The organism is Sphingobium nicotianae (assembly GCF_018603885.1).
In the GTDB taxonomy this organism is placed as follows: domain Bacteria; phylum Pseudomonadota; class Alphaproteobacteria; order Sphingomonadales; family Sphingomonadaceae; genus Sphingobium; species Sphingobium nicotianae.
This window is the reverse complement of record NZ_JAHGAW010000006.1, coordinates 117649-141365: the sequence shown is the minus strand read 5'-3', so window position 1 is coordinate 141365 and position 23717 is coordinate 117649. Positions and strand designations below refer to the sequence as shown.

The following is a 23717-nucleotide window of genomic DNA, read 5'->3' as shown; positions in this document are numbered from 1 at the left end:
CTCTTTTTTATCCCTTTCGAAAGGCCGATGCACGCCATGACCACGTCCCGCCCCGATATCCGCGACTTCCGCACCCGCGTCAAAAATGGCGAGCCGGTGCTCGGCACCTTCATGAAATTCACCGTGCCGCAGCCGACCGAAATCCTCGGCCAGTTGGGGTTCGACTTCGTCATGCTCGACGAGGAACATTCGCCCTGGACGCGCGAGCAGCTCGGCCACGCCTATCTCGGCGCGCGCGCCTTCGGCATCGCGCCGATCGTGCGTATCTCGCGCCCCGATGCCGCCAGCGTGCTCTCCTGCCTCGATGACGGCGCGGTCGGCATCATGTGCCCGCATGTGGACTCGGCGCCGATGGCGCGCAATCTCGCCTCCTGGTCGCGCTACAAGGGCGGTTCGCGCGGCTCGGGCGTGAGCCGCGGCGGCGACTATGGTGGCATGGCGACGCAGGGCATCGACAATTATTACCAGTGGGCCGACGGCGTCAGCACGGTCTTCGCGATGATCGAGGATGCCGCCGCCATCGAGAATATCGAGGAGATCACGGCGGTCGAGGGCATCGACGTCTTCTTCCTCGGCCGCGGCGATCTCGGCCTGTCGCTGAGCAATGTGCAAGGCCCCAAGCCGACGCTGGACGAAGCGGTCAAGAAGGCGGCCGAAGCCGTGCTGCGCAACGGCAAGGCGCTCGCCGCCGTCTGTCCCAGCCTCGCCTCCGACGACGCACAGGCGATGAAGGATCTGGGCGTGACGGTCATGCTGGTCGGCAACGACCAGGGCTTTCTGCGCGCCAGCGCCGCTGCCCAGCTCGCCAATTTCAACAAGCTGATGAAAGGCGCCTGAGAGCGCCTGACAGCCCTGGGCCCTGACGCCCGATAGAGAGGATTACCCGTGGCCGACACCCGTCCCCGCCTGTTCGATTCCCATGCCCATCTCGTCTCGAATGACGATGCGCGCTATCCCCGCAACCCGTTCAAGCTGACCGGCGGCGGCGGCCATGCGCTGCGGGCGCCGTTCGGCCCCGGCACGATCGGCATCCCGGGGGGCCAGCATGGTCCCAACCCGGTCAACGAGAAGCCGACCGCCGAGCAGATGCACAAGTGGATGGGCGAGCTCAACGTCGTCAGCATCGCCGCCGTCCAGAAGGGCATGATCTACGGCACCGATAACAGCTATATCGTCGATGCGGCGGACCTGTTTCCGGACGAGATGCGCGCGATCGTCATTCTCGACCCCGAGGAGGAGAAGACACTTCCCGAGATCCGCGCGGGCGCGGGCCGCGGCATCGTCGGCGTGCGCTACTTCCCGGTCAACGTCGACGACAAGGTCGCCTGGTTCAGCTCGGACAAGTCCGTGGCTGTCTGGGCGCTGTGCGACGAGCTCGGCCTCGCGGTCGACCTCGAGGGCCCGCCCTTCGACGCCGACGAGCTGATCCCGGTGGTGGAATCGATGGCGGACCGCTTCCCCAAGACGCCGATCGTGCTCGATCACCTGTTCATGCCGGACGTCACGCAGCCCAATTTCGGCATCGATTCCCGGTTCGACGGTTTCGCGGCGCGCAAGAACATCTATTACAAATGGACGTCGCTGATCATGGACACGACCCGCGAGCAGGGCGTCGCCGTCGAGCAGGTGCTGCGCCGCGCGGTCGATTTCTACGGCGCCGACCAGATCATGTGGGGATCGGACATCGGCACCTCGTCCGGCACCTATCACGAGATGGTGCAGCGCGCGATCGACTCGACCGCGCTGCTCAACGACGAGGAGCGCCGCAAGGTGCTGCACGACACCGGCCGCCGCGTGCTCATGAAGTGGAACGGGGTGGACTGACCTTTCTTGTCCTCTCCCGTCTTCACGGGAGAGGGCTTTTACCAGCCCTCTGGGACCCTATTCCGCCGGCTGCGCCGCCTTCACCTGCGGCCGCGCGCCATTGCGCTCTGCCGCCTGCGCGATCGCCTCGTTGCGCGCCAGCGTCGCCGACATCAGGTCGGGATGGGTGATGACCCACATTTCGCCCCGGCGCATGCCCGCGAGGGCCGCGTCCGCGATCTCGTCCGCCGCCCTCCAATCAATGTCGAACGTCTCGCTGCGGAACGCCTGCTCGTGGATGTCCGGGCCGCCGCCCGCTCCCGCCCCGGGCTTCGCCTGATACTGCGCCTCCCGCCTGGCATATTGCGTGCCGATATTGGTGCGCACCGGACCGGGGCAGAGCAGAGTCACGCCGACCCTGGCGCCCTCCGCCTGCATCTCCAGCGCCAGCGTCTCGCCGAAGGCGGCCAGCGCATATTTGGTGGCGGCATAGGCGGCCTGTCCGCGCGTCGGGTAGAAGCTCGACAGCGAGGCCGTGAACAGGATGTGGGCGCCGTCCGAGTTCGCCTTGAGGATCGGCAGGAAGGCCTGGACCGCGTTCACCGCGCCGAACAGGTTGACGTCAAACTGCCAGCGCCAGTCCTGCAAGGTCAAATGCGCAATGCCCGCCATCCGCGCCACGCCGGCATTGGAGCAGAGGAGGTCGACCTTGCCGAACCGGTCCACCGCCTGATCGGCGAGCGCCTGCACACTCTGCGGATCGCGGCTATCGGCGAGGACGGCGAGCGCCTCCAACTCGCTCGCGGCCGCCTCCAGCGGAGCAGCATCGAAATCGGCGAGGACGAGCTGCATGCCTTCCGCCTTCAGCCGCCGCGCCAGCGCCAGCCCGATGCCGGAGGCGCCGCCGATGACCACCGCCACCTTGCCGCGCAGATCGGTCATGTCCATCGGCGTGTGGCCGGTCGCGATCGTTTCCAGCAGCATCGCCGCTCCTCCCTCGCTTCAAACTGTCAGATCGCCACGGTGCGGGCCGCTTCCTCGTCCCGCTGCTTGCGGAACAGGTCGCGATACGGCGCGATCGAGCGATACATGAAATAAGCCGCGATCGGCCCCAGCACGACGCGGAAGCCGACCATCACATAACGAAGATCATGCTCGTTATGCGCGATGAAGTCGGTCGTCAGCGCGACCAGGGTCGGCCCGAGGGTGCCGGCGATGGCATTGGCGAGGATGAAGTAGAGCGCCGTCACCTGGCTGCGCATCGCATTGGGCGTGGTGAGCTGGATGAGGGCGCTATAGGCCGGGCTCGCCATCGATCCGCAGATGCCGCTGAGGCTGCTGAACACCAGCGACAGCCAGGGATTGGGCATCAGCGGCGCGGCGATGCCGAACGGGACCGCCAGCGTCTGCGAGATGAAATAGACGCGCATATGCGCATCGTCGTAGCGCTTGCTCATCACGTTGCAGAAATGCGCGCCGAGGAACAGGCCGGTGACAGCGCTGACCAGCCCGAACAGGCCGAGCAGCGGGCCGGACTGGGCCGGTCCCCAGCCATAGGTGCGCTCGAAGAAGGCCGGCACCCAGGCCTGCAGGCCATAGAGCTGGAACGACATCAGCAGCACGGCGATGATGAAAGGCAGGTGCATCGCCCGCTGGCTCATCACGAAGCCGCCGACCTCCTTCATCGAATATCCGCCCGGCTTGGTCGCGCCGCGACGCTTGGGCTCGGGCACCGTGAGGCGGAACCAGAGCGCAATGAGCAGGCCGGGCAGGCCGAGGAAGAGGAAGACGAGCTGCCAGTTGTAGATGACGCCGATGGCGGCGATGTGGATCGGCGGCACATCCTTGAGGAGACCGAGCAGCAGACCGCCGATGATCAGGGAGAGCGCGCCACCGCCGATGAAGCCGCTATTGTAGATGGCGTAAGCCAGCGGCAGCTTCTGGCGCGGCACCGCATCCGCGATCATGGACATGCTCGCCGGTCCGCAGCCCGCCTCGCTGCTGCCGACCACGGCCCGTGCGAAGAAATAACCCCAGAAATTCTGCGCGAGACAGCATAGCGTCGTCGCGACGCTCCAGACGGCGAGGCAACCCGCGATGACATTCCGGCGCACGCCGCGATCGGCCAGGCGGGAAATTGGCGGCCCGCCCACCACATAGAAGAACGTGAAGGCGAAGCCGAGCAGCACGCTCACCTGCGTGTCCGAGAGATGGAAGTCGCGCTTGATCGGCTGGACGAACAGAGCGAGTACCCCGCGGTCGATCTGCGACATGATCGCGACCAGGCCGGTCATGAAGACGATATACCAGCCCCCCTGGCTGGTGCCGTCAAACGTCGCCGCCGCTGCATCCGCAGTCCCGTCTCCGGCCATATCCGTCGGCTCGCCGCTTACGCTCGCACTCATCTCTCATCCTCTCCTGCGCGGGCTTTCCCCGCCGTCAATCCCCGGCTTCGATCCTGGCTCGAAACGCCTTCCCATAGGGCCGGACGGCCAGCCAGATGAGGAAGCAATCGAGCGGGGCGAAAAGCGCGCGGAAGCCGACCAGCACATAACGCAGATCCTCTTCCTTGCCCGCCACAAAATCCGTCAGCAGCGCGATGAACAACGGTCCCAGCGTCCCGCCGATCGCGGCAATACAGAATAGATACAAGGCGTTGATCTGGCCGCGCATCGCATTCGGCGTCGAGAGCTGCAGCGCGCTGTTGTATCCCGCCCCGCCCATCGCCGCGATGGCGCCGCCGACCGCGCTCAGGCTCAGCGCCAGCCAGGGCGATGGCATCAGCGGCTGGATCACCATGAAGGGGATCGAGAGGAAGTTGGCCAGAAACATCACCCGCAAATTGGCGTCGTCACGGCGCTTGGCGAGCCGCTCGGCAAGCCAGGCGCCGAAGAAGAGGCCGGCCAGCGCGCTCGCCATGTTGATCGGCCCGAGCAGAGGACCGGCGACCGCCGGTCCCCAGCCATAGGTGCGCTCGTAGAAGGCCGGCACCCAGGCCGCCGCGCCGAAAGCCTGCATGCTGTTGAGCAGCACACCGCACAGCATGGGAAGGTGCATCGCGCGATTGGCGACGAGGAAGCGCAAAACCTCGCGCAGCGGATAGCCCTCCGCCTTGTGACCGCTGCGCCGCTGCGGCTCGGGCACGGTCAGCATGATCAGCAACGAAACCAGCAGGCCGGGCAGGCCCAGAACGATGAACACGATCTGCCAGTCGCGGATGAGCCCGATGCCGGGCACATGGATCGGTTCCATATGGCGCAGCGCACCGAGCAGCAGGCCGCCGAGCGTAAGCGCCAGCGCGCCGCCGCCGATGAAGCCGGCATTGTAGATGGCGTAGGCGCGCGGCAGCTTGTGCCGGGGAATGACGTCGGCGATCATCGAGAGCGATGCGGGGCTGCTCGCCGATTCCGCGCCGCCGACCACCGCCCGGCCAAGGAAGAGTTGCCAGAAATTCTGGGCCAGTCCGCATGCCGCCGTCGCGCAGCTCCAGATGGCGAGGCTCGCCGCGACCACCGGCCGGCGGAAGCCGCGATCGGCGATGCGTGACACGGGCGGCCCGACGAGCGTGTAGGTGACGGAGAAGGCGAGACCGATCAGCAGGCTCACCTGCGTGTCCGACAGGCCGAGATCACGCTTCATCGGCTGGACCATCAGCGAAATGACGTTGCGGTCGATCTGAGCCAGCATGACCACGAGGGCCATGACGAAGACGGCATACCAGCCGCCTTTCATCGCATCCTCCGACACGACGGAAGGTGCGGCTGGCGCCTCGATGGGCGTGGTTTCAGCGTGCGCGGCCAATGTCATCCCCTCTCCGGACACCCTATCCTCATTCGCCTTCCTCGATCCGCGCGCGGACGGCGCGGCCATAGGGCCGGATCGCCAGCCAGACGAGCAAGGTGCTGAGCGGCGCCATCACCAGCCGGAAGCCCATCAGCACGTAGCGCAGGTCGGCCTCCGAACCGGCGACGAAGTCCGTGACCAGCGCGATCAGCAGCGGTCCGAGCGCGCCGCCGATCGCGGCGATGACGAAGAGATACATGGCGTTGATCTGGCCGCGCATCGCGTTGGGCGTGGCAACCTGGAGCGAGCTGTTATAGGCCCCGCCGCCCATCACCGCGATGAAGGCACCGATCGCGCCGACGATGATGGCGAGCTCCGGCGTCGGCATCAGCGGCTGGACGACGTTGAAGGGGATCGCGAAGGCATAGGTCAGGCACATCACGATAAGATTGGCGTCGTCCCGGCGCTTGCCGAGCCATTCGGCGATATGTGCGCCGATGAAGAGGCCGATCAGCGACGTGACCAGCCCGACAATGCCGAGCCACGGCCCGGCCTTGGCCGGCCCCCAGCCATAGGTGCGCTCGTAAAATGCCGGGATCCACGCGGCGGCGCCGAAATTCTGGAAGCTGTTGAGGAGCACGGCGGCAAGGAGCGGCAGGTGCATGCCCCGGTTGGCCGCAATGAAGCGGAACACCTCACCGAGCGGATAGCCCTGCGGGCGACTGCCGCCGCGGCGCTGCGGCTCGGGCACGGTCAGGACGATAAGTCCGGCAACGATCAGGCCGGGCAACCCGAGGATCATGAACACAAGCTGCCAGTTGCGGATCAGGCCTATGCCCGGCACGTGGACTGGCTCGAAATGCGCGAAGGCGCCCATCAGCAGCCCGCCCAGGATCAGCGCCAGCGATCCGCCAGCCGCGAAGCCCGCCGTATAGATGGCATAGGCGCGCGGCAGCTTGTCGCGCGGGATGACGTCGGCGATCATCGACATGCTCGCCGGGCTGCTCGCCGATTCCGCGCCGCCGATCACGGCGCGGCCGAGAGCGAGCTGCCAGAAATTCTGCGCGAGGCCGCAAAGCGCCGTCGCCGCGCTCCAGATCGCCAGGCTGCTCGCCACCACGGACTTGCGGAAGCCTCGATCGGCGATGCGCGCCACCGGCGGCCCGACGATGACGTAGAAGAAGGTGAAGGCGATGCCGATCAGCAGGCTGATCTGCGTGTCGGTCAGGCCGAGATCGCGCTTCATCGGCTCGACCATGAGCGAGATGATGCCTCGGTCGATCTGGGCCAGCATGACGACCACGGCGAGCATGGTGACGGTGAACCAACCGCCCCTGGTCGCCCGCGGGGTGGTGGGCGGCGCCTCGGCGGCCACGCTGTCCATGCTGGCCGTCACGCGCGATATCCGGGCGACGCCGCGAGCTGCGTCGGCAGGCCCGTGCTCAATTCAGGCCCTCTTCGACCTTCTGGCGATAGATGCGGCCATAGGGCCTCAATGCTTTCCACAGGAAGAAGGCCGTGGCCGGACCCAGGATCAGCCGCAGCGCCGAGATCACGTAGCGAAGATCGCCTTCCGAATGCGCGATGAAGTCCGTGCAGAGCGCGACGACCGTCGGGCCGAGCGAGCCTGCAATGGCATTCTGAAGGATGAAGTACATGACGTTGATCTGGCTGCGCATCTCGTTGGGCGTGGAGATGTTGATCGCGGCATTGTATCCGGCCGCCCCCATCGTCGCGAGAATGCCGCCCACCGCATTCAGGCCGAGCGCCAGCCACGGGCTGGGCATCAGCGGCGCGGCCACCAGCAAGGGGATCGGCAGGAGTTGCGCGAGGAACAGGACGCGCAGGTTGGCGTCATCCCGATTGCGGCCGAATATCTCGGCGAGACGTGCGCCGGTGAACAGACCGATCGTCGAGCCGATCAGCGTGATGACGCCAAGCAGCATGCCGATCTGCGCCGGCCCCCAGCCATAGGTGCGCTGATAGAAGGCCGGACCCCATGCCGCGAGCCCATAGGTCTGGAACGCCATCAGCAGGACGCCCATGATCAGGGGAAAATGCATCGCCCGCTGGCTGAGCACATGCGCGAGCACCTCGCGCAGCGGATAGCCACCTGGCTTCTTGCCGCCCTTGCGCGCCGGCTCGGGCACGGTGGCTCGGAAAAGCAGCGCGATGAGCAGTCCCGGCAGGCCGACGATGATGAAGACCAGCTGCCAGTTATAGATGACGCCGTAGCTGCCGAGCTGGATCGGCTTGATATCACTCAGCAGGCCGATCAGCACGCCGCCTAGCATCAGCGAGAGCGCCGAGCCGCCGACAAACCCGCTATTGTAGATCGCGTAGGCGCGCGGCAGCTTCTCGCGCGGCACGGCGTCGCCGATCATCGAGAGGCTGGCCGGGCCGCACCCGGATTCGGCCGCGCCGATCACCGCGCGCGAGGCGAAGAAGGCCCAGAAGCTCTGCGCGAAGCCGCACATGGCCGTCGCGATGCTCCACACGGCGAGCGCGCCGGAGATCACTGTGCGGCGCACGCCATTATCGGCCATGCGCGACAAAGGCGGACCACCGACCACATAGAAGAAGGTGAAGGCGAAACCGAGCAGGATGCTCACCTGCGTGTCGCTCAGGTGAAAGTCCCGTTTGATCGGCTGGACGAAGAGGGCCAGGATGCCACGATCCACCTGCGACATCACGCCCACCACCGCGGTCATATAGACGAGATACCAGCCCTTCGGACTCGTTCCATCCGGCGCGATAGCCGGGGATTCCGACGACGCCGCGGTCGCCTCATTCACACTGGTCGTGGCCACTCTCTCTAACCTCTCCCGGCCGGAGCGGGCCTGATCCGATCAGCGCCGCCCGACAATTTCTCCCTCCGCCTCGTGCGCATTTGCAGCACACGCGACCTGCCTGGCGGCCCGGCCGCAAAACATAACATGATAAGTATGTGGACGAGTTGCCCCTGTCAACGAAACATCGTCTCGCATTTTTCCGTGCTTGTCGCGAACCGGGATTTGCTGCCACAAGTGCCTGGACCGGCGCGACAGACCGGCGGAAAAGAGGGGAAAGCATGGAAGGATCGCTCGCAGGAAAAGTGGCCGTCATCACCGGCGGCGCATCGGGCATCGGCCGGGCGCTGGCCGAGGCGATGCTGGCCGAAGGCATGCAGGTGATGATCGCTGACATCGAGGCCGGGCGGCTGGAGCAGGCCGCGACCGAACTCGGCGTGACCGGCGTGCCGACCGACGTCTCGGATCCGGATCAGGTCGCGGCCCTCGCCGGCCGCGCCGTCGCGCAGTTCGGCACGGTCCACATCATGTGCAACAATGCCGGCATCGGTCCGATGGCGCCGGTTGTCGATCTCACCTTGCGCGACTGGCAATGGATGATCGACGTCAACATCAAGGGCGTGGTCCACGGCATCACGCATTTCCTGCCGATCCTGCGCGCCAATCCGGAAGGCGGCCATTTCCTCAACACCGGCTCGATGGCCTCGATGATGCCGGTGCCGACGCTCGCCACTTACTGCACCGCCAAATATGGCGTGCTGGGCCTGAGCGAGGTGCTGGCAATGGAAATGGCCACGGCCGGCGAGAAGATCGGCGTGACGGTGCTCTGCCCCGGCCCGGTCCAGACCGATCTGGGCAGCAGCACGCGCAATCGCCCGGCGCATCTGGCCGGCAATCTCTCGGACGTGCTGCTGGAGGACAGCGAGCAATTCAAGGAAGCGGCGGTCGACTGGATCTCGCCCGCCCGCGCTGCGCGGATCGCACTCGACGCGATCAGGCGCGGCGATCTCTACGCGATCACCCATCCCGGGATGTGGCCCGAGGTGGCGGCGCGGCAGGACGCGATCGCCAGGGCCTTCGCCGACGAAGCGAAACGGCGGGAGATGCAGGCATGATCGCGCCCGACGAGATCAAGGTCACGCCGCCCGACACGATGCCGCGCACCGATGCGGACCCCTTCACCCGCGACTGGATCGCCGCGCTGCCGGAAAGCGATGCTTCGCTCGCCAGGCTAGGCGACGCGGTCTGGCTCGACAAATATGACAGCATCGCAGTCATGCGACACGAGCCGGTGCGCAAGATCCTGCCCGACTGGCGGCAATTCACCTCGACCGCCAAGCCCTTTTACGATCCCTTCACGCTGGTGCCGCCGATCCTCGTCGTGCAGGATCCGCCGGACCATACGATCGCGCGCGATGCGCTGATGCGCTTCCTGTCGCCCGCCGCGCTGGCGCCCTATCGTGCCGCCTTCGCCGCCGATGCCGAGCGGATCGTCGACGCGGCGCTGGCAAAGGGCACGGTCGATGCCGTCACCGACATCGCCGCCGCCTTCGTGCTCAAGGTCTTCCCGGACATGCTCGGCATGCCGCAGGAAGGGCGCGCGCTGATCCTCGATTTCGGTGACGCCGCGTTCAACACGGTCGGCCCGCGCAACGCGATCTTCGAGGCGAGCATGGTGCGCGCGGGACCGGCCTTCGAATGGGTCGATCATCACACCCGCCGCGACACGGTGACCCCCGGCAGCCTCGCCGCCAGGATCCTCGGCCTCAGCGACGAGGGGATCGTCACGGAGGAGGAGGCCGAGTTCCTGATTCGCGCGACGCTGGCGGCAGGCTTCGACACGACCGTGCTCGGCATCGCCAACATTATCGGCGGGCTCGTGCGTTTCCCGGAGAACTGGCCGCTGATGCGCGAGAATCCGGCGCTGGTGAAGAATGCCGTGAACGAGATGCTGCGCTACGACGTCCCCGCCCGCATGCAAGGTCGCACGGCGCTGGTCGACATCGAGGTCGAGGGCATCAAGTTCCGGCGGGGCGACCAGATCTCCCTGCTCCTCACGGCTGCGGGTCGAGACGAGCGCCGCTGGGCCGACCCGGAGCGCTTCGACGTGACCCGCACCGGCGCCAATGTCGGCTTCGGCGGCGGCATCCACATCTGCATGGGCCAGGTTCTGGCGCGGATGGAGTCCGAGGTAATCCTGGAAGCGCTGGTCCGGAAGGTCGCGGCGATCGAGCCGGCCGGCGAGGGCGAGCGCTTCATCAACAATGCGGCGGTGGGCTGGAAGCATCTGCCGGTGCGGCTGGTGGCGGCTTAGGCTTAGCCCGTCGGCGCATTCAAACCTTCTCCCGCAGGCGGGAGAAGGATACGCAGCCTTATGAGCGAAGCGAATTAGGCGGAGTTGGATGAGGGTGTGCGGGCCATCGGCCCGCGCCTTTGCGACGCAAAGGCAAGACCCTCACCCTCCCGCCGCTCCGCGGCGGGGCCCTCCCTCTCCCGCGGGCGGGAGAGGGTCGATGGCGCTAGCGCTTCGTGATGCTCTCCCAATCCTCGTTGGCGCGGCGCGCGAGATAGGCCTGGATCGCCTCGGCATCGGGCCGGCTCAGCACATTGGCGAAGCTGACCATCCCCTTCTCGCGCCGCTTGCCGCCGAGCACGATGTCGAGAAACTCCGCGCGCGTCTGCGGCGACATGACGCGCAGATCCTTGATGCCGCCGCGTGCCTGCTCGCCATGGCAGGTGGCGCAATGAGTCGCGAAGAGAGCGCCGCCCTGCGCGATGGTCGCGGCATCGGCCTTGGTGTCGTCAGGCCGGACCGGGCCGGCGCCGGCCAGTACCAGCGGCGGCAGCTTGGCCGTGCCGCCGATCCGGAAGACCAGAAGCCGTGGCGCCGAGAGCGGGATCGGCAAGGGCTTGACCACCCCCGCATGGGCGATGCCCCCGCCCCAGCCGGCATTGACCGCGACATATTGCACGCCGTCTATCATATAGGTCATCGGCGCCGCGATCGGCACCTGTTGCACCGGCATCTCCCAGAGCTTCCGGCCTTTGTCCGCGCTATAGGCGGCGAAAGTGCCGTCGATCGTCCCCTGGAACACGAGGTTGCCCGCCGTCGCGAGCACCCCGCCGCTGCCGCGCCCTGTATAGGGCACGCGCCAGACCTCTTTCTGCGCGACCGGATCCCAGGCGATCAGCCCGTTGCGCGCATATTTTTCGGCGAACTCGGCGGCCGCCTTGCGCGTCAGCTCGAAGCCCGCGCCGCCAATGCCGAGCTGGCTCATATTGCCCGGCGACTGCTTGAAGTCCGGATTGCGCGAATAAGCGTAATAGATCTCGGTGGTCGGCAGATAGACGAGCCCGGTCAATGGGCTATAGGCCATCGGGTTCCAATTGTGGCCGCCGCCCGGCCCGGGCGTCACGATCACCGGATTGACGCCATAATGCGCCTCGGCATTCACGATCGGCCGGCCGGTCGTCATGTCGATCCCGCTCGCCCAGCTTGTCGGCACATAATTGCGCGCGGAGATGAGCTTCCCCGTCACCCGGTCCAGCACATAGAAGAAGCCGTTCTTGGGCGCCTGCATCAGCACCTTGCGCAGCACGCCGTCGATCCTGAGATCGGCGAGGATGATCGGCTGCGTGGCGGTGAAGTCCCACTCGTCGGCAGGCGTGGTCTGATAGTGCCAGACATAGTCGCCCGTGTCGGCCTTCAGCGCGACGATCGAGGAGAGGAACAGATTGTCGCCGCCGCCGGGGCTGCGATAGCGCTGGACCCACGGCCCGCCATTGCCGGTGCCGATGTAGATGAGCTTGAGATCCGGGTCGTAAACGATGGAATCCCAGACGGTGCCGCCGCCGCCGCGGTTCCACCAGTCGCCTTTCCACGTCCCGGCCGCCATCTCCAGCGCCTTGTTGGGCTGTGGCTTCGCGGGGTCGCCGGGCACCGTGTAGAAGCGCCAGAGCTGCTTGCCGCTCGCCGCGTCATAGGCGGTGACATAGCCGCGCGCCGCGCCCTCCGCGCCGCCATTGCCGATCAGCACCTTGCCGTCGAAGATGCGCGGCGCGCCGGTGATCGTATAGGGCCAGAGCTTGTCGAACGTGTCGACACTCCACGCCGGCTTGCCCGTCCGCGCATCAAGCGCGATCAGGCGGCCATCGAGCGTCGCGAGGTAGATGCGCCCCTTCCAGGCGGCGACGCCGCGCGTGACGATGTCGCAGCAGGCGAGCTTGCCATAGTCGCGATTGACCTTGGGATCGAAGCGCCAGAGTTGCTTGCCGGTCGTGGCGTCATAGGCGGTGGTGACGTTCCACGGCTCGATATTGTAGAGGGTGCGCCCGATCACCAGCGGCGTCGCCTCAACCCCGCGATCGACCGGAATGTCAGCCGACCAGACGAGGCCGAGCTGCGCGACATTCCTGTCGTTGATCTGGTCGAGCGGGCTGAATCGCTGCTCGTCATAGGTGCGGCCGGTGGTCAACCATTCGCCGGGCGTCCTGTCCGCCGCAAGCAGCCGGGCGTGATCGACATTGGCGGGGCCGGCGATGGCGAGAGGTGCTGCCGCCAGGAGCGCGCCTGTCATCAGCACCCCACCAAAGCCCCTGCAGAGCCGCAGGCGGGCATAACCCATCTCCGCCACCCCGGACTTGATCCGGGGTCGAGCTGTTCTTTCAAGCACAGCGTTCAAAGCCAGGCCTTGGCGAAGGAAGCTGGACCCCGGATCAAGTCCGGGGTGACGTGCCATGAAAGATTTAGCCATCTCAGTCCCTCGCCCCTTGCCCGCCCGTCCGCTCTTCGCCGGATCGCGATCACGCCCGCTCGCCGCTCGCCAGTCGCCGGTGAAGCCGCAACAGATCGCGCCGGTTGGCGATGCCCAGCTTGCCATAAGCGCGGCGCCGATAGGTTACCACCGAGTCGGGCGACAGTCGCTTGCGCGCGGCGATCTCGGCCTGTGTCTCACCGAGCATCATCGCGGCCGAAACCTCCGCCTCGCGCGCGCTGAGACCGCAGTGAAGGTTCATGAGGGACTGCATCAGCGCCGTTTCGTCATGCATCTCCCCAGCTGCGGCGCGACCTTGCTCATGGCGCTCGAGCGCCGCCATCAGCAGGCCGGCATGACGCTCGATCGCCGCCATCTCGGCCAGCGAAAAGGCGGCTTGCTCCAGCGTGCGATAGCCGTTGGCGACGAGCGACGGGGCACCGGCGCGATAGATGGAAATGCGCTCCCTGATGCCCGCCCGCTCATAGCAGGCCGCGCGATAGGCCGGATCGGCGATTTCCGCGGCGCTCCTGCGCAGTACGATCGGCGGGCCCGGCGCGGCATGCGCGAGGCGGCGCATCTGTGGATCCGCGCGCCAATAGGTCCGGGCATAATCCAGCGAGGCATGCAGCGGGAAATCCGCCAGCAATGGCAATGCACCCTGCGCCAGGATCAGCCGGATCGTCCCGTCTTCGTCCTGCCGGAACGCCGAGCAGAGCGCGACGTCGGCCAGCGAGGCGAGCGCCGCATGAAAATGGCCGGGAAACCGCTCGCTGCCGATCGCGCCGACCAGATCGGCCAGGGCATCGGCGGTTTCCCGCGCCATCATGAGGACAGCAGGCCCTTGCGACGGCTCCAGTCGATCACCGCGCCGATGCACTGTGCAAGCAGCTCGGGCTGGCCGAGATAATAATGGGTCGCGCCCTTCAGCACGACATATTCCTTGTCCGGCGTTGCCAGGGCGTCGCGGATCGCGGGATTATGGGTCGCCGGCACGGCCTCGTCGGCAGTGTTCTCGATCTGGAGGACCGGCGTGCGGTGGATCCGCGCCGCGTTCATCGGTCCCTTGGCGTTGGAGAGATCGTAGCTCCACTGGCTGAGCCAGGAACGCAGGGTCGTGTAGCGTGCAAGGCCCACGGGGCCGACATTCACGGTCCTGGGATCGCCCATATAAGTATGGCCCGGCCGCCGGTCGGACGGGTCAATGGTCGGATCGATCCAGCGCACGTCGCACATCGTCCGGTGGACGACGAAGGCGCGTTCCTGCTCCTCGGTGCCCTGCTCCCTCAGGCGCTTGAGCGTCGCCAGTGCCCAGTCGGTGATCTTGCGGTTGCGCGCCCGTTGCGCTTCGCGGAAGCGCGCGACGAACGCCGCGCTGAACGGCGGCTTGTTCGGGCAATCGGGCGAATAAATATCGAGCTCGAGATCGCGATTGTCCGGATCGAGCTCGTCGGTCACGGAAGGGTCGAGCCATTCCGTCATCGTCTCGGCACGGGAAAGATGGGCCGCGATGAAGATCACGCCGTCAGCCGGCTGCAGCCCCGCCCTGGTCAGGTCGACCGGATCGCCGGCAGGCGTCTGCGTGATGCTCGGGCTTTCCGCCTGCGCCTGATAGAAGAGCGAGAGCGACCCGCCGCCCGACCAGCCGACCAGCACGACCTTCTCATAGCCCAGCGCCTCGCGGGCATAGGCGATCCACTTGCCCAGATCGATCGCCACCTTCTCGAAGATCAAAGCCGTGTCGTTGCGCGGATAGCGGCTCGCGGCGCAGAGCACATCGAGCCCGGCATCGGCGAGCGCGAGCGGCATGGGCAGCAGATGCAGCACCGAGGTGGGGTGCATGAACACATAGACTGTGCGCTGGGTCGAGGCGGGATCGCGCAGCAGCTGCGCCTCCAGGTTCACCTTCCCCGAATTGCCGGCAAAGCCATAGGTCTCGTTGAAGGTGGGATTGTCCGGAAAGGAGAGGATGAGCGGCTTGCGCGTCCATGCCGCCTTGCTCGCTGGGCCAGACTCACTCATAGCGCGCTCGCCTCAAACCGCCACGGTCTGGCCGTCGAGCGGCACGCTCGTCGCGTCGTAGCGGAACAGCCATTCGTAGCGATCGACCACCTGGCTCGGCTCCCATTGTGCATCCACATATTCCTGCGCGCCGGCCGGATCGGCAAGCTTGGGGTTGTGGAATCGCTCGACATTGGCATTGGCGCCGTTGACCGCCTTGGTGGTGCGCGGGATGCGCGCCGCCTGATAGCGGGCAAGTGCGTCCTCGACCGTGTCGAACTCCTCGAAGGCGCGCGCCAGGATGATGCTGTCCTCCAGCGCCATCACCGCACCCTGCGCCAGGAAAGGCAGCGAGGGATGGCAGGCATCGCCAAGCAGCGCGATCCGTCCCGTCACCCAGTCCTGCATCGGCGGCCGCGCGATCAGCGCCCATTTGAAGGGCTGCGGGATGGCCGAGATATAGGTATGCACATCCTCGTGCCAGCCAGGATAATCGGCGTGATATTCGTCGTTCGTGCCGGGGATCGACCAGCTTTCCACCGTCCAGTCCTGCCGTTCGATGACGCTGGTGAAGTTGATCAGCTCGCCTCGGCGGATCGGATAATGGATGACATGGCCGCCCGGCCCGATCCAGTTGACGCCGACCGGCTTCAGCAACCGCTCCGGCAGCCGCTCGGCCGGAATGACGCCGCGCCAGGCGACGATGCCGGTGAACTTGGCCGGCCCCGCGCCAAACAGCAGCTCGCGCATCCGCGAATGGACGCCATCGGCACCGATGACGACGTCGAACGTCGCCGACGGCTTGCCGTCGAACGCCAGCGTCACCTTGCCGTCATTGCGCTCGACACCGGTGAAGCGATGATCGAGCTTCACCGCATCGGGCGAGAGGCTGACGATGGTCTGATAGAGCAGCTGGTGCAGATCGTTGCGGTGGACGGTGATGTAAGGAAAGCCATAGCGCTCGACCGACTCCACGCCGAGGTCGAATAGTTTCCATGTCTGGCCGGTATTCCAGAGCTTTATCTCCTTGCCTTGCGGCTCGAAGCAAATGTCCAGCAATTCCTTCTCGACGCCGAGCGCAGCCAGTACGCGCACGCCGTTCGGGCTGATCTGCAGCCCCGCCCCGACCTCCTGAAGGACACTCGCCTGCTCGTAAACCGTCACGTCGAAACCGCGGCGCAGCAGGGCCAATGCCGCGGTCAGACCCCCGATGCCGCCGCCGACAATACCGATCCCCAAATTGGTCTTCAACACACACCCCTTCTCTCGGGCAAAGTCATAGTTCTGACGAATGATATTCGTCAATATCAAATCCATTGGCGCAGACCGGGAACCGTGGCAATGCCCGGAACGGCAAAAAAATGGGTGCTGAATGGCGAAGCAAACGGCGGCAGAGCCCGCACAAAGGCGGGTCCAGTCGATCGAGGTCGGCTTCCGCGTGTTGCGCGTGCTGCGCATGGCGGAGGGGCCGCTGCCACTGCGCGAGATCGCCGCGCGCTCCAACATGCCGCCCAGCAAGGTCCACCTCTATCTGGTGAGCTTCGTGCGCGAGAATGTCGCCTATCAGGATGTGAAGACGGGTCATTACGGCCTCGGCTCCTTCGCCATCCAGCTCGGCCTCGCTGCGATCCGGCAGATCGATGTGGTCAGCCTCGCCGCCGACACGCTCACCAGCCTGCGCGACCAGACCGATTGCGCCATCTATCTCTCGCTCTGGGGCGATCGTGGCCCCTGCATCGTGGCGAAGGCGGATGGCGCGCTGCAGGGCGCCTTCGCGGTGCGCCTGGGCTACATCCTGCCGCTCACCTCGACCGCGACCGGGCTCGTCTTCCTCGCCTATCTGCCGGACACGGAAACCGAGGAAGCGCTCGGCGCGCAGGCCGCGTTCGAGGCCGCGGGCAAGCGCGGCGGCGGCGCCTCACGGCAGGAGACTGCGGAGAGCCTCGCCAAGGAGATCGCGCGCGTGCGCCAGCACGGGTTCGCCTCGACGGTCGGCCGGCTACACCGCAACTTCTCCGGCATCTCCGCGCCGATCTTCGACTATAGCGGCCGGATCGCGGCGGCGCTGACCTTGCTCGGGCCGACCGATTTCATGACCGGCGAGCGCCAGCGCGGTTTCTCCAGTCTGCTGCTTGAGGCGACCAACAGTCTCTCGCAGCGGCTCGGCGCGCCGGGCGCGGCGGCCGAGTCGAGCGAAGCAGCTTAGGGGACTGCTCACCGCCCCCGTTCGTGTCGAGCGAAGTCGAGACACGTTGGCACAGCGCTTAACGTGTCTCGACTTCGCTCGCGCTACGGCGCCCCAGGTGCCCCCCGCCATACCCGGCCACGCCACCCCCCCCACACGAACGGAGGGCGCGCGATCCTCAGTCCTGAACCACCGGGTTCACCAGCAGGCCCACCTTCTCGATCTCCACTTCCACCCGGTCGCCCGGCTTCATGAACAGAGGCGGCACGCGCTTGGCGCCGACGCCGCCCGGCGTGCCGGTGAAGATCACGTCTCCCGGCGCCAGCTCGGTGAAGGTCGAGATATACTCGATGAGGCGCGGCACATCGAAGATCAGGTCGCCCAGATGCGCGTCCTGCACCGTCTCGCCGTTCAGGCGGCAGCTGATGCGCAGCGGCGCCAGCTCGCCGACCTCGTCGCGCGTGACGAGCCAGGGACCGAGTGGACCGCTGGTCGGCCAGTTCTTGCCCGGCGTATATTGCGTGGTGTGGCGCTGCCAGTCGCGCACGCTGACATCATTGGCGCAGGCATAGCCGGCGACGTGATCATAGGCGGCCGCGCGGCTGATCCGCCGCCCGCCCTTGCCGATGATGACGGCCAGTTCCGCCTCATAGTCGAGCATGTCCGTCTCGGCCGGATGGCGGATGGGCATGCCGTGCGCCGTCAGGGAATTGGCGAAGCGCACGAAGATGGTCGGCTCGGTCATCGTCGGATTGTTGGTCTCCTCGCGATGCTCGACATAGTTGAGACCGATGCAGAAGATCTTGGCCGGGTCCGGAATGACCGGCAGCAGGGTGATGGTCTCCATTGCCAGCAACGGGGCTGACGCGGCGACCTTGCCGGCGGCCGGGATCCCGTCCTGCTCCAGCAACGTCCTGAGGCTCGGCGTGCCGGGCAGAGCCGCGCTCATGTCCCGGACCGCATCGCCCTCCACCATGCCCCAGCCGGCGCGACCATGTGCCATGAAGCTGACCAGTTTCATCTATAGTTCTCCTTGTGGTTGCCTCGATCTTGCCTTCGTCACTCAGTCCCACGCACGAAATCGGGCGCGCGCCGGCCCGCGGCAGCGGCGCCCAGCCGCAGGGACCGGGCCTCAGCCCGCTTGGCGGCATCGAGCCACGAGCGCTCGTGTCCCCACAGGCTCGGGCCATAGTCGCACTCGAACGGCTCCCAGCGCGCAGGATCGATCGAGCGGCCACCCCAGCCATATTCGATCATCAGGCCCGAGGGCGAGCGCGCATAGAAGGAGGTCATATGGTCATTGGTATGGCGTCCGAGCGTGACGGCGACCCGCCCCTCCTCGAGCTGCGCGAGATCATAGCCCTGCCCGACATCGTCGAGCGAGTTAAGCTCCACCATCAGGTGATGGAAGCCGTTGGCGCCGGTCTCGACCACCGCGAAGCTGTGATGCCGGTTGCCCAGATGGAAGAAATAGGCTCCGAACGGGCGCAGCGCATAGTCGCTAAGCCGGAAGCCGAGCAGGTCACGATAGAAGGGAATGACGGTGTCGGCCGAGCGGGCGGTCAGCACGACATGGCCGAGGCCGAGCGGCCCGATGCGAAAGCCGCTGATCGCCCGGCCGGGCACGAAAGGCGTCGACGCATCCTGTGCGCCATGGAAGAACTCGAGCCGGTTGCCGGCCGGATCGTGCGCGACGATCAGATCGCGCACCCGCCGCCGCTCGACCAGCTCAGGCGATCCCGGCGCGACGTCTTGACCGGCATTCGAGAGCTGGACAGCGAGATGCGCCAAGGCCGCACCATCGGCGATTTCCCAGCCCATGACGCTGACCGTCTCGGCTCCGCCTGCATCGACGAACAGCCGCGCTGCGCGCGCATCCGCGCGCAGGTCGAACCCGGCAGCACGGCGCTGCGCGATCTGCATGCCGAGCAGTCCGGTCGCGAAATCCGCCCAGTCGTCGATGTGCGCGGTCTCGATGCCGACATAACCGAGTGACTGAAGCACGGCGCCCTCTTATTCTGTTTGCGCCCGACTACCATGTCAGCCTGACTGATACCAGATCAAAGGGCATGAATGAGGAGAAGGATCCCATGTCCCGGCTTGCGCAAATCCTCTCGCTGCTCGATCTCGCGCCGGTCGGGGCAGCGGTCGAACCGCCATTTGCAGACATGCGACTCGCCGGGGCGGACGAGGAGCGGATTCTTGCCCGCCTCCACGCCGTGGCTCTGGAAATGCTGAGCGCGCCCGAGCCCTCCACTGCCACACCCGAGGCGCCGGCCATCGGCCTGTCCGCCGATCTGGCGGGCGCGACCGAGGAGCAGCGCCGCGTCGTCGACCTGATCGCGTCCGGACCGCGCGGCTCGGTGCCCAGCCCCTTCCTTGCCATGCTCGACGCGCCGCATCTGGCGCGCGTGATCCAGGAGGTCGGCGCCGTCATCCGTTTCGGCTCGACTCTGCCCGACGCGCAGCGCGAAATCGCGATCCTCGCCACAGCCGGTGCGGCCCGCTGCGGCTATGAATGGACCTATCACGCGCCGGCCGCGCGGGCGGCGGGCGTCCCGGAGGCGACGATCGCCGCCGCCCACCCGGACGCGCAGGCCCATGCGCCGAGCGAGCCGGACGCGACGATCATCGCGCTCTGCCGCGAGTTGATCGCGCACAATGTGGCGTCGCCGACGACGCTGGCATCCGCCATCGACCAGATCGGGCGGACGGGCGCGAGCGAATGCGTCGCCATCGCCGGCTATTATGCGCTCCTCGCCAATTTCATCAAAACCGCCGGCTTCGATCAGCCGTTCGGCTGAGGTTCGTCGCCAAAATGAGGCAGGCAGAGCGCGCACTCGCAAATCGAACGCCCGCAATGAGTTGGGAAGCCGTCATAAGCCCCTCCTCTTCAGAGGAGGGGTTGGGGTGGTGCTTGCGACGTGGCGGTCATTCGCTTCGCGAGCGATGCTGCGCATCGCCACCACCCCCTACCCCTCCTCTGAAGAGGAGGGGCTATGATGTCCGCAGTTGGGCCGCGTCCTGACAGTCCGCCCTTGTCGGGCCGACGACCTAGTAAGCATCGACCTCCTTCAGTGCATCCCGGCAATGGCGCCACGCGTCGGACACGGAGGGCAGCCCATAATAGAGCGCGGCATGGACCAGGATCTCGCGCACCTCTTCCTTGGTGACTCCGTTGGCGACTGCGCCGCGCACATGGTTCTTGAGCTGGTCGGGGCGCGACTGGCCGATCAGCATGGCGATGGTCAGCATCGAGCGCGTCTTGCCGTCGAGGCCCGCGCGGCTCCAGACATCGCCGAAGCAATGGCGCGTCACCAGATCCTGCAGCGGCTCCTGGAAGTCGTCGGCATCGTCGATGCCGCGCACGCCCGCCTCACCGAACATGTCGAGGCGCATCTGCCGGCCGCGCTCGTAAAGATCATCCTTTTCCATCGCTTAATCCCCTGTTCTGTCAGGCCATAGCAGCGGGCGGATCGCCTGCGCCGCCGCGGTCAGTTCGTCGCGCGCGGGCGGCGATACGCCGATCGCGCGCAGGAAACCATGGATCATGCCGGGCGCGACATGGTGGGTCACCGGGACGCCCGCCGCGCGCAGCCTGTCGGCAAACTCGCCGGCTTCCTCGCAGAGCGGATCATATTGCGCGGCGACGATATGGGCGGGCGGCAGCCCGGCGAGATCGGTCCGGTCAACCGGGGCAGGCCCGCCGCCCTGCTCTTTGTAGAGCGCGATGTAGTTATGGATGCGCGCCACGACGAGATTGGGATCGAGCGCGGTCTTGTAGGCCGGTCGGTCGGGATCCATCGCGAAGGTGCCGTAGAACAGCAGCTGGCACACCGGCACCGTCCCGCCCGCATCGCGCGCGTTGGCCGCGCAGCAGAATGCGAGGAGCGCGCCGGCGCTGTCGCCCGATACCGCGATCCGCGCGGGGTCGACACCCAACATATCAGCCCTGCGCGCGAGCCAGCCGAAGGCTTCGTCGCAATCGGCCTGAGCGGCAGGATAGTCGCTGTCGGGCAGGCGGCGATATTCGACGCTGACCAGCACCGCCCCGGTCGCCTCGGCCAGCGCCGCAGTCGCCAGATCGAGACTCTGGACGCTGCCAAGCGCGAAGCCGCCGCCGTGGAAATAGCAGATGGCCGGCCGCAGCTCCTCGCTGGCGCGATTTCCGGCCGGATCATAGACGCGCACCGCGATCTCGCGCCCCGGCGCCGCAATGGAGGTGTCGAACCGGCGTACGTTCACCGCAAGCCCCTGGGCGAAGCGGCCCGCCGTCATGTCGCCGAACAAGCGCATGACCTCCATGTCGGTGGATGGCGCCGTCTGGCGAAACAAAGCGACATAATCCGCGATGCCCTCGGCAAACACCGCCGTTTCTTCCGCCATTACCGTCTCCACCCCTATCGCCGTCAGCCGACAGCCTCGTAGCGCGTTTCGAGCGGCACGTCCGGCAGTTCCTTGAGGCGCGGGGCGACTTCCTTCGCGATCAAGGTCAGGCTGTCGACGGTATCCTCATGATTGAGCTCACCCGCCTGCCCCATCATCAGCAGATTGCCGAAGCCGCCGGTCTCTTCGTGGAAAGCGGCGAGCTGCTCATAGACATCGTCGGGCGTGCCGACGAACATCAGGCCGGCTTTGATATAATCGTCGATGGAGTCATAGACCGGGATCGCCTTGCCGCCTCTGCCGCCCAGCAGGGCATGGACATTGGCCTCGACCGGATTGAAGCCCCAGGGATTGCGGAACTGCGGATCGCAGCGCGCGGCGGTGGCGAAATAGCTGCGCATCGCCTCGGCGCGCTTGTATGCCTCGGCGCGATTGTCGGCGCAGGCCACCACCGCCAGATAGCCCAGCCGGTCGAGACCCGGCTGCTGACCGAACTGCGCCGCATAGGCCTCGCGATAGCCCATGAACACCTGACGGGCGACCGCTCCGGAGAGGAAGGTCGCGCAGGTATAGCCGAGCCTGCCATGCTCGCGCGCGCTGCTGGCGCTGGAGGCGGTCATCCAGATCGGCGGATGCGGTGCCTGGATCGCGCGGGGCCAGAGGCTGACGGTGCGATAATGGAAATGCTCCCCCTGCCACGAGAAATTGTCGCCCTCGTTGGCGAGCGCGGCGACGATGAGGTCATGCGCTTCCCAGAAGCGGTCCATGAAGCCGGTGGGCTGACGGTTCGACATGAACAGCTCATAGGGCGCGCCCTTGACCAGCCCGACCTCCAGCCGACCGCCGGACAGGCAATCGACCATCGCGATCTCCTCGGCGACGCGCAGCGGATTGGAGCGGTTGGCGAGCGGGATGCCGAGCGCCAGCAGCCGCGCCTTCTGCGTCTGCCGCGCCAGGATCGAGAGCGTCGTCATGCAGCTGGTCGACATGCAGGTCGCAGCGGCATGATGCTCGTTGATCATGATGTTGAGGCCGAGCTCGTCGGCCAGCATATATTCGTCGAGATAGCGATTGAGCAGCCGGCCCGCCTCGCGCGGATCGCACTGGTTCTGCGGCAAGGTCACGCGCATCGCACCCGGCCTCTGGAAGGCGGGATAATAGGCCTGTTCGCTGAATTGCCAGATGATCATCTCATGTCTCCGTGGGATCGGCTCAGCGGCCGGCAAAATCCGTGATGCGGGCGGCGAGTTGCTGCGCCTGGTCGCCATGGACGCGGTGCCCGGCGCCGGCGATGCTCGCCACCTCAGCCAGCGGCAGCGCCCGCGCATAGGCCTCGCGATAGGCCGGACTGATGATCGCATCCTCTGCGCCCCAGACGATGAGCGTCGGGCAGACGATGCGATGCATACGGTCGGCCAGCTGCGGATTGCACATATAGGGCGTCCAGCCGAAATGGCTTGCCGCTTCGTCATTGCGCATCGCGCGGCGCAGACGATCTTCGGGCAGGTTCATGATGTCCTGCAGCGGGCCCGGGGCGCCCACCTGCATCCGCTCGCCGAGCTCCTTGCGCGACATCATGAAGATGTCGGCGACATATTGCTCGCGCCGCTCGGCCGTGCGCAGACCGAATGGCGACGCAAGGACCAAAGCGGCAGCGCGGCGCGGCTCCTTGGTCAGGATTTCCGCCGCGACCCAGCCACCGAACGAGGCGCCGACCACGACGGGCGCGTCAAGCCCGAGCTGGTCCATCATGTCGAGATAGAAATAGCCCAGATCATCGACCCGGTTCAGGCCGTCACGCGAAGCCGATCCGCCGAAGCCGGGGTGCGAGGGCGCATAGACCGCGAAGCTGCGTGCCAACTCGGCCAGGATCGCGGCGGCCCCCTCCAGCCCGTCCAGACCATGAAGGAACAGCAAGGGCGCGCCCGAACCGGCCCGGAGCAGCTCGATCTGCGTTCCCCGGACGTCGAGCATCGACAGCGTGCCGAAGTCCAGCTCGTCAATATGCACCGTATC

General features: G+C 66.6%; 21 protein-coding genes. 6 read left to right on the top strand and 15 right to left on the bottom strand.

From position 1 onward, the window contains the following. The first annotated feature begins 36 nt into the window (after window positions 1-36). Together KK488_RS10395 and KK488_RS10390 are read left to right on the top strand one after the other, a co-directional pair. Window positions 37-837: an HpcH/HpaI aldolase family protein gene (locus KK488_RS10395; protein WP_214623221.1), complete on the top strand. Its 801-nt coding sequence runs from the start codon at window positions 37-39 to the stop codon at window positions 835-837. Window positions 838-885: 48 nt separating this feature from the next. Further along, complete coding sequence (locus tag KK488_RS10390) at window positions 886-1824, top strand: amidohydrolase family protein (protein ID WP_214623218.1); 939 nt, start codon at window positions 886-888, stop codon at window positions 1822-1824. Between the two features lie 57 nt (window positions 1825-1881). Here KK488_RS10390 and KK488_RS10385 read toward each other — a convergent pair whose 3' ends face one another. From KK488_RS10385 to KK488_RS10365, 5 genes are read right to left on the bottom strand one after another with little or no spacing between them, the layout of a single operon-like run. Continuing rightward, window positions 1882-2787, bottom strand: coding sequence for an SDR family oxidoreductase (locus KK488_RS10385; RefSeq protein WP_214623216.1), 906 nt, complete (start codon window positions 2785-2787; stop codon window positions 1882-1884). A 26-nt stretch (window positions 2788-2813) separates the two neighbouring features. Beyond that, entirely contained in the window at window positions 2814-4208 is a 1395-nt protein-coding gene (locus KK488_RS10380) for an MFS transporter (protein ID WP_214623214.1), read from the bottom strand. 34 nt (window positions 4209-4242) lie between these two features. Then, window positions 4243-5610 (bottom strand): MFS transporter, encoded by a 1368-nt coding sequence (locus KK488_RS10375; RefSeq protein WP_214623211.1) that lies wholly within the window; start codon window positions 5608-5610, stop codon window positions 4243-4245. Between the two features lie 22 nt (window positions 5611-5632). Beyond that, complete coding sequence (locus KK488_RS10370; protein ID WP_214623208.1) at window positions 5633-6982, bottom strand: MFS transporter; 1350 nt, start codon at window positions 6980-6982, stop codon at window positions 5633-5635. Between the two features lie 46 nt (window positions 6983-7028). After that, window positions 7029-8396, bottom strand: a complete 1368-nt coding sequence (locus KK488_RS10365; protein WP_214623206.1) for a spinster family MFS transporter — start codon at window positions 8394-8396, stop codon at window positions 7029-7031. Window positions 8397-8656: 260 nt separating this feature from the next. On the opposite strand from KK488_RS10365, the gene KK488_RS10360 reads away from it, so the two are divergent. Both KK488_RS10360 and KK488_RS10355 read left to right on the top strand, forming a co-directional pair. Then, on the top strand, window positions 8657-9490 hold the full coding sequence (locus tag KK488_RS10360) for an SDR family NAD(P)-dependent oxidoreductase (RefSeq protein WP_214623204.1): 834 nt from the start codon (window positions 8657-8659) through the stop codon (window positions 9488-9490). Then, window positions 9487-10689, top strand: a complete 1203-nt coding sequence (locus KK488_RS10355; RefSeq protein ID WP_214623202.1) for a cytochrome P450 — start codon at window positions 9487-9489, stop codon at window positions 10687-10689. The genes KK488_RS10360 and KK488_RS10355 overlap by 4 nt, the downstream gene beginning before the upstream one ends. Before the next feature lie 205 nt (window positions 10690-10894). On the opposite strand, the gene KK488_RS10350 is transcribed toward KK488_RS10355, so the two are convergent. The 4 genes from KK488_RS10350 to KK488_RS10335 all read right to left on the bottom strand — a co-directional run bounded on the left by KK488_RS10350 (window position 10895) and on the right by KK488_RS10335 (window position 16381). Further along, window positions 10895-12952 (bottom strand): PQQ-dependent dehydrogenase, methanol/ethanol family, encoded by a 2058-nt coding sequence (locus KK488_RS10350; protein ID WP_250890251.1) that lies wholly within the window; start codon window positions 12950-12952, stop codon window positions 10895-10897. A 226-nt stretch (window positions 12953-13178) separates the two neighbouring features. Beyond that, window positions 13179-13955 (bottom strand): helix-turn-helix transcriptional regulator, encoded by a 777-nt coding sequence (locus KK488_RS10345; RefSeq protein WP_214623201.1) that lies wholly within the window; start codon window positions 13953-13955, stop codon window positions 13179-13181. Beyond that, window positions 13955-15151 (bottom strand): alpha/beta hydrolase, encoded by a 1197-nt coding sequence (locus tag KK488_RS10340; RefSeq protein ID WP_214623200.1) that lies wholly within the window; start codon window positions 15149-15151, stop codon window positions 13955-13957. The genes KK488_RS10345 and KK488_RS10340 overlap by 1 nt, the downstream gene beginning before the upstream one ends. Before the next feature lie 12 nt (window positions 15152-15163). After that, a complete protein-coding gene (locus tag KK488_RS10335) occupies window positions 15164-16381 on the bottom strand; it encodes an FAD-dependent monooxygenase (RefSeq protein WP_250890250.1) in 1218 nt (405 codons plus the stop codon). Window positions 16382-16502: 121 nt separating this feature from the next. Here KK488_RS10335 and KK488_RS10330 point away from each other — a divergent pair, with 121 nt between their 5' ends. After that, window positions 16503-17336, top strand: a complete 834-nt coding sequence (locus KK488_RS10330; RefSeq protein WP_214623196.1) for an IclR family transcriptional regulator — start codon at window positions 16503-16505, stop codon at window positions 17334-17336. A 157-nt stretch (window positions 17337-17493) separates the two neighbouring features. On the opposite strand, the gene KK488_RS10325 is transcribed toward KK488_RS10330, so the two are convergent. Both KK488_RS10325 and KK488_RS10320 read right to left on the bottom strand, forming a co-directional pair. Beyond that, entirely contained in the window at window positions 17494-18336 is an 843-nt protein-coding gene (locus KK488_RS10325; RefSeq protein ID WP_214623194.1) for a fumarylacetoacetate hydrolase family protein, read from the bottom strand. Between the two features lie 38 nt (window positions 18337-18374). Then, window positions 18375-19319 (bottom strand): VOC family protein, encoded by a 945-nt coding sequence (locus KK488_RS10320; RefSeq protein WP_214623192.1) that lies wholly within the window; start codon window positions 19317-19319, stop codon window positions 18375-18377. A gap of 86 nt (window positions 19320-19405) precedes the next feature. On the opposite strand from KK488_RS10320, the gene KK488_RS10315 reads away from it, so the two are divergent. Continuing rightward, window positions 19406-20119 carry a carboxymuconolactone decarboxylase family protein gene (locus KK488_RS10315; RefSeq protein WP_214623190.1) on the top strand — a complete coding sequence of 238 codons (714 nt, stop codon included), beginning with the start codon at window positions 19406-19408 and terminating at the stop codon, window positions 20117-20119. A gap of 250 nt (window positions 20120-20369) precedes the next feature. Here the strand turns inward: KK488_RS10315 and KK488_RS10310 are convergent, their stop codons facing one another. The 4 genes from KK488_RS10310 to KK488_RS10295 are packed head-to-tail and all read right to left on the bottom strand — an operon-like array spanning window position 20370 to window position 23711. Next, complete coding sequence (locus KK488_RS10310; RefSeq protein WP_214623188.1) at window positions 20370-20750, bottom strand: carboxymuconolactone decarboxylase family protein; 381 nt, start codon at window positions 20748-20750, stop codon at window positions 20370-20372. Between the two features lie 3 nt (window positions 20751-20753). Then, window positions 20754-21701, bottom strand: a complete 948-nt coding sequence (locus KK488_RS10305; RefSeq protein WP_214623186.1) for an alpha/beta hydrolase — start codon at window positions 21699-21701, stop codon at window positions 20754-20756. 23 nt (window positions 21702-21724) lie between these two features. Continuing rightward, window positions 21725-22891 carry an LLM class flavin-dependent oxidoreductase gene (locus KK488_RS10300; RefSeq protein ID WP_214623185.1) on the bottom strand — a complete coding sequence of 389 codons (1167 nt, stop codon included), beginning with the start codon at window positions 22889-22891 and terminating at the stop codon, window positions 21725-21727. Window positions 22892-22913: 22 nt separating this feature from the next. Beyond that, complete coding sequence (locus KK488_RS10295; RefSeq protein WP_349356877.1) at window positions 22914-23711, bottom strand: alpha/beta fold hydrolase; 798 nt, start codon at window positions 23709-23711, stop codon at window positions 22914-22916. Window positions 23712-23717 lie beyond the last annotated feature (6 nt).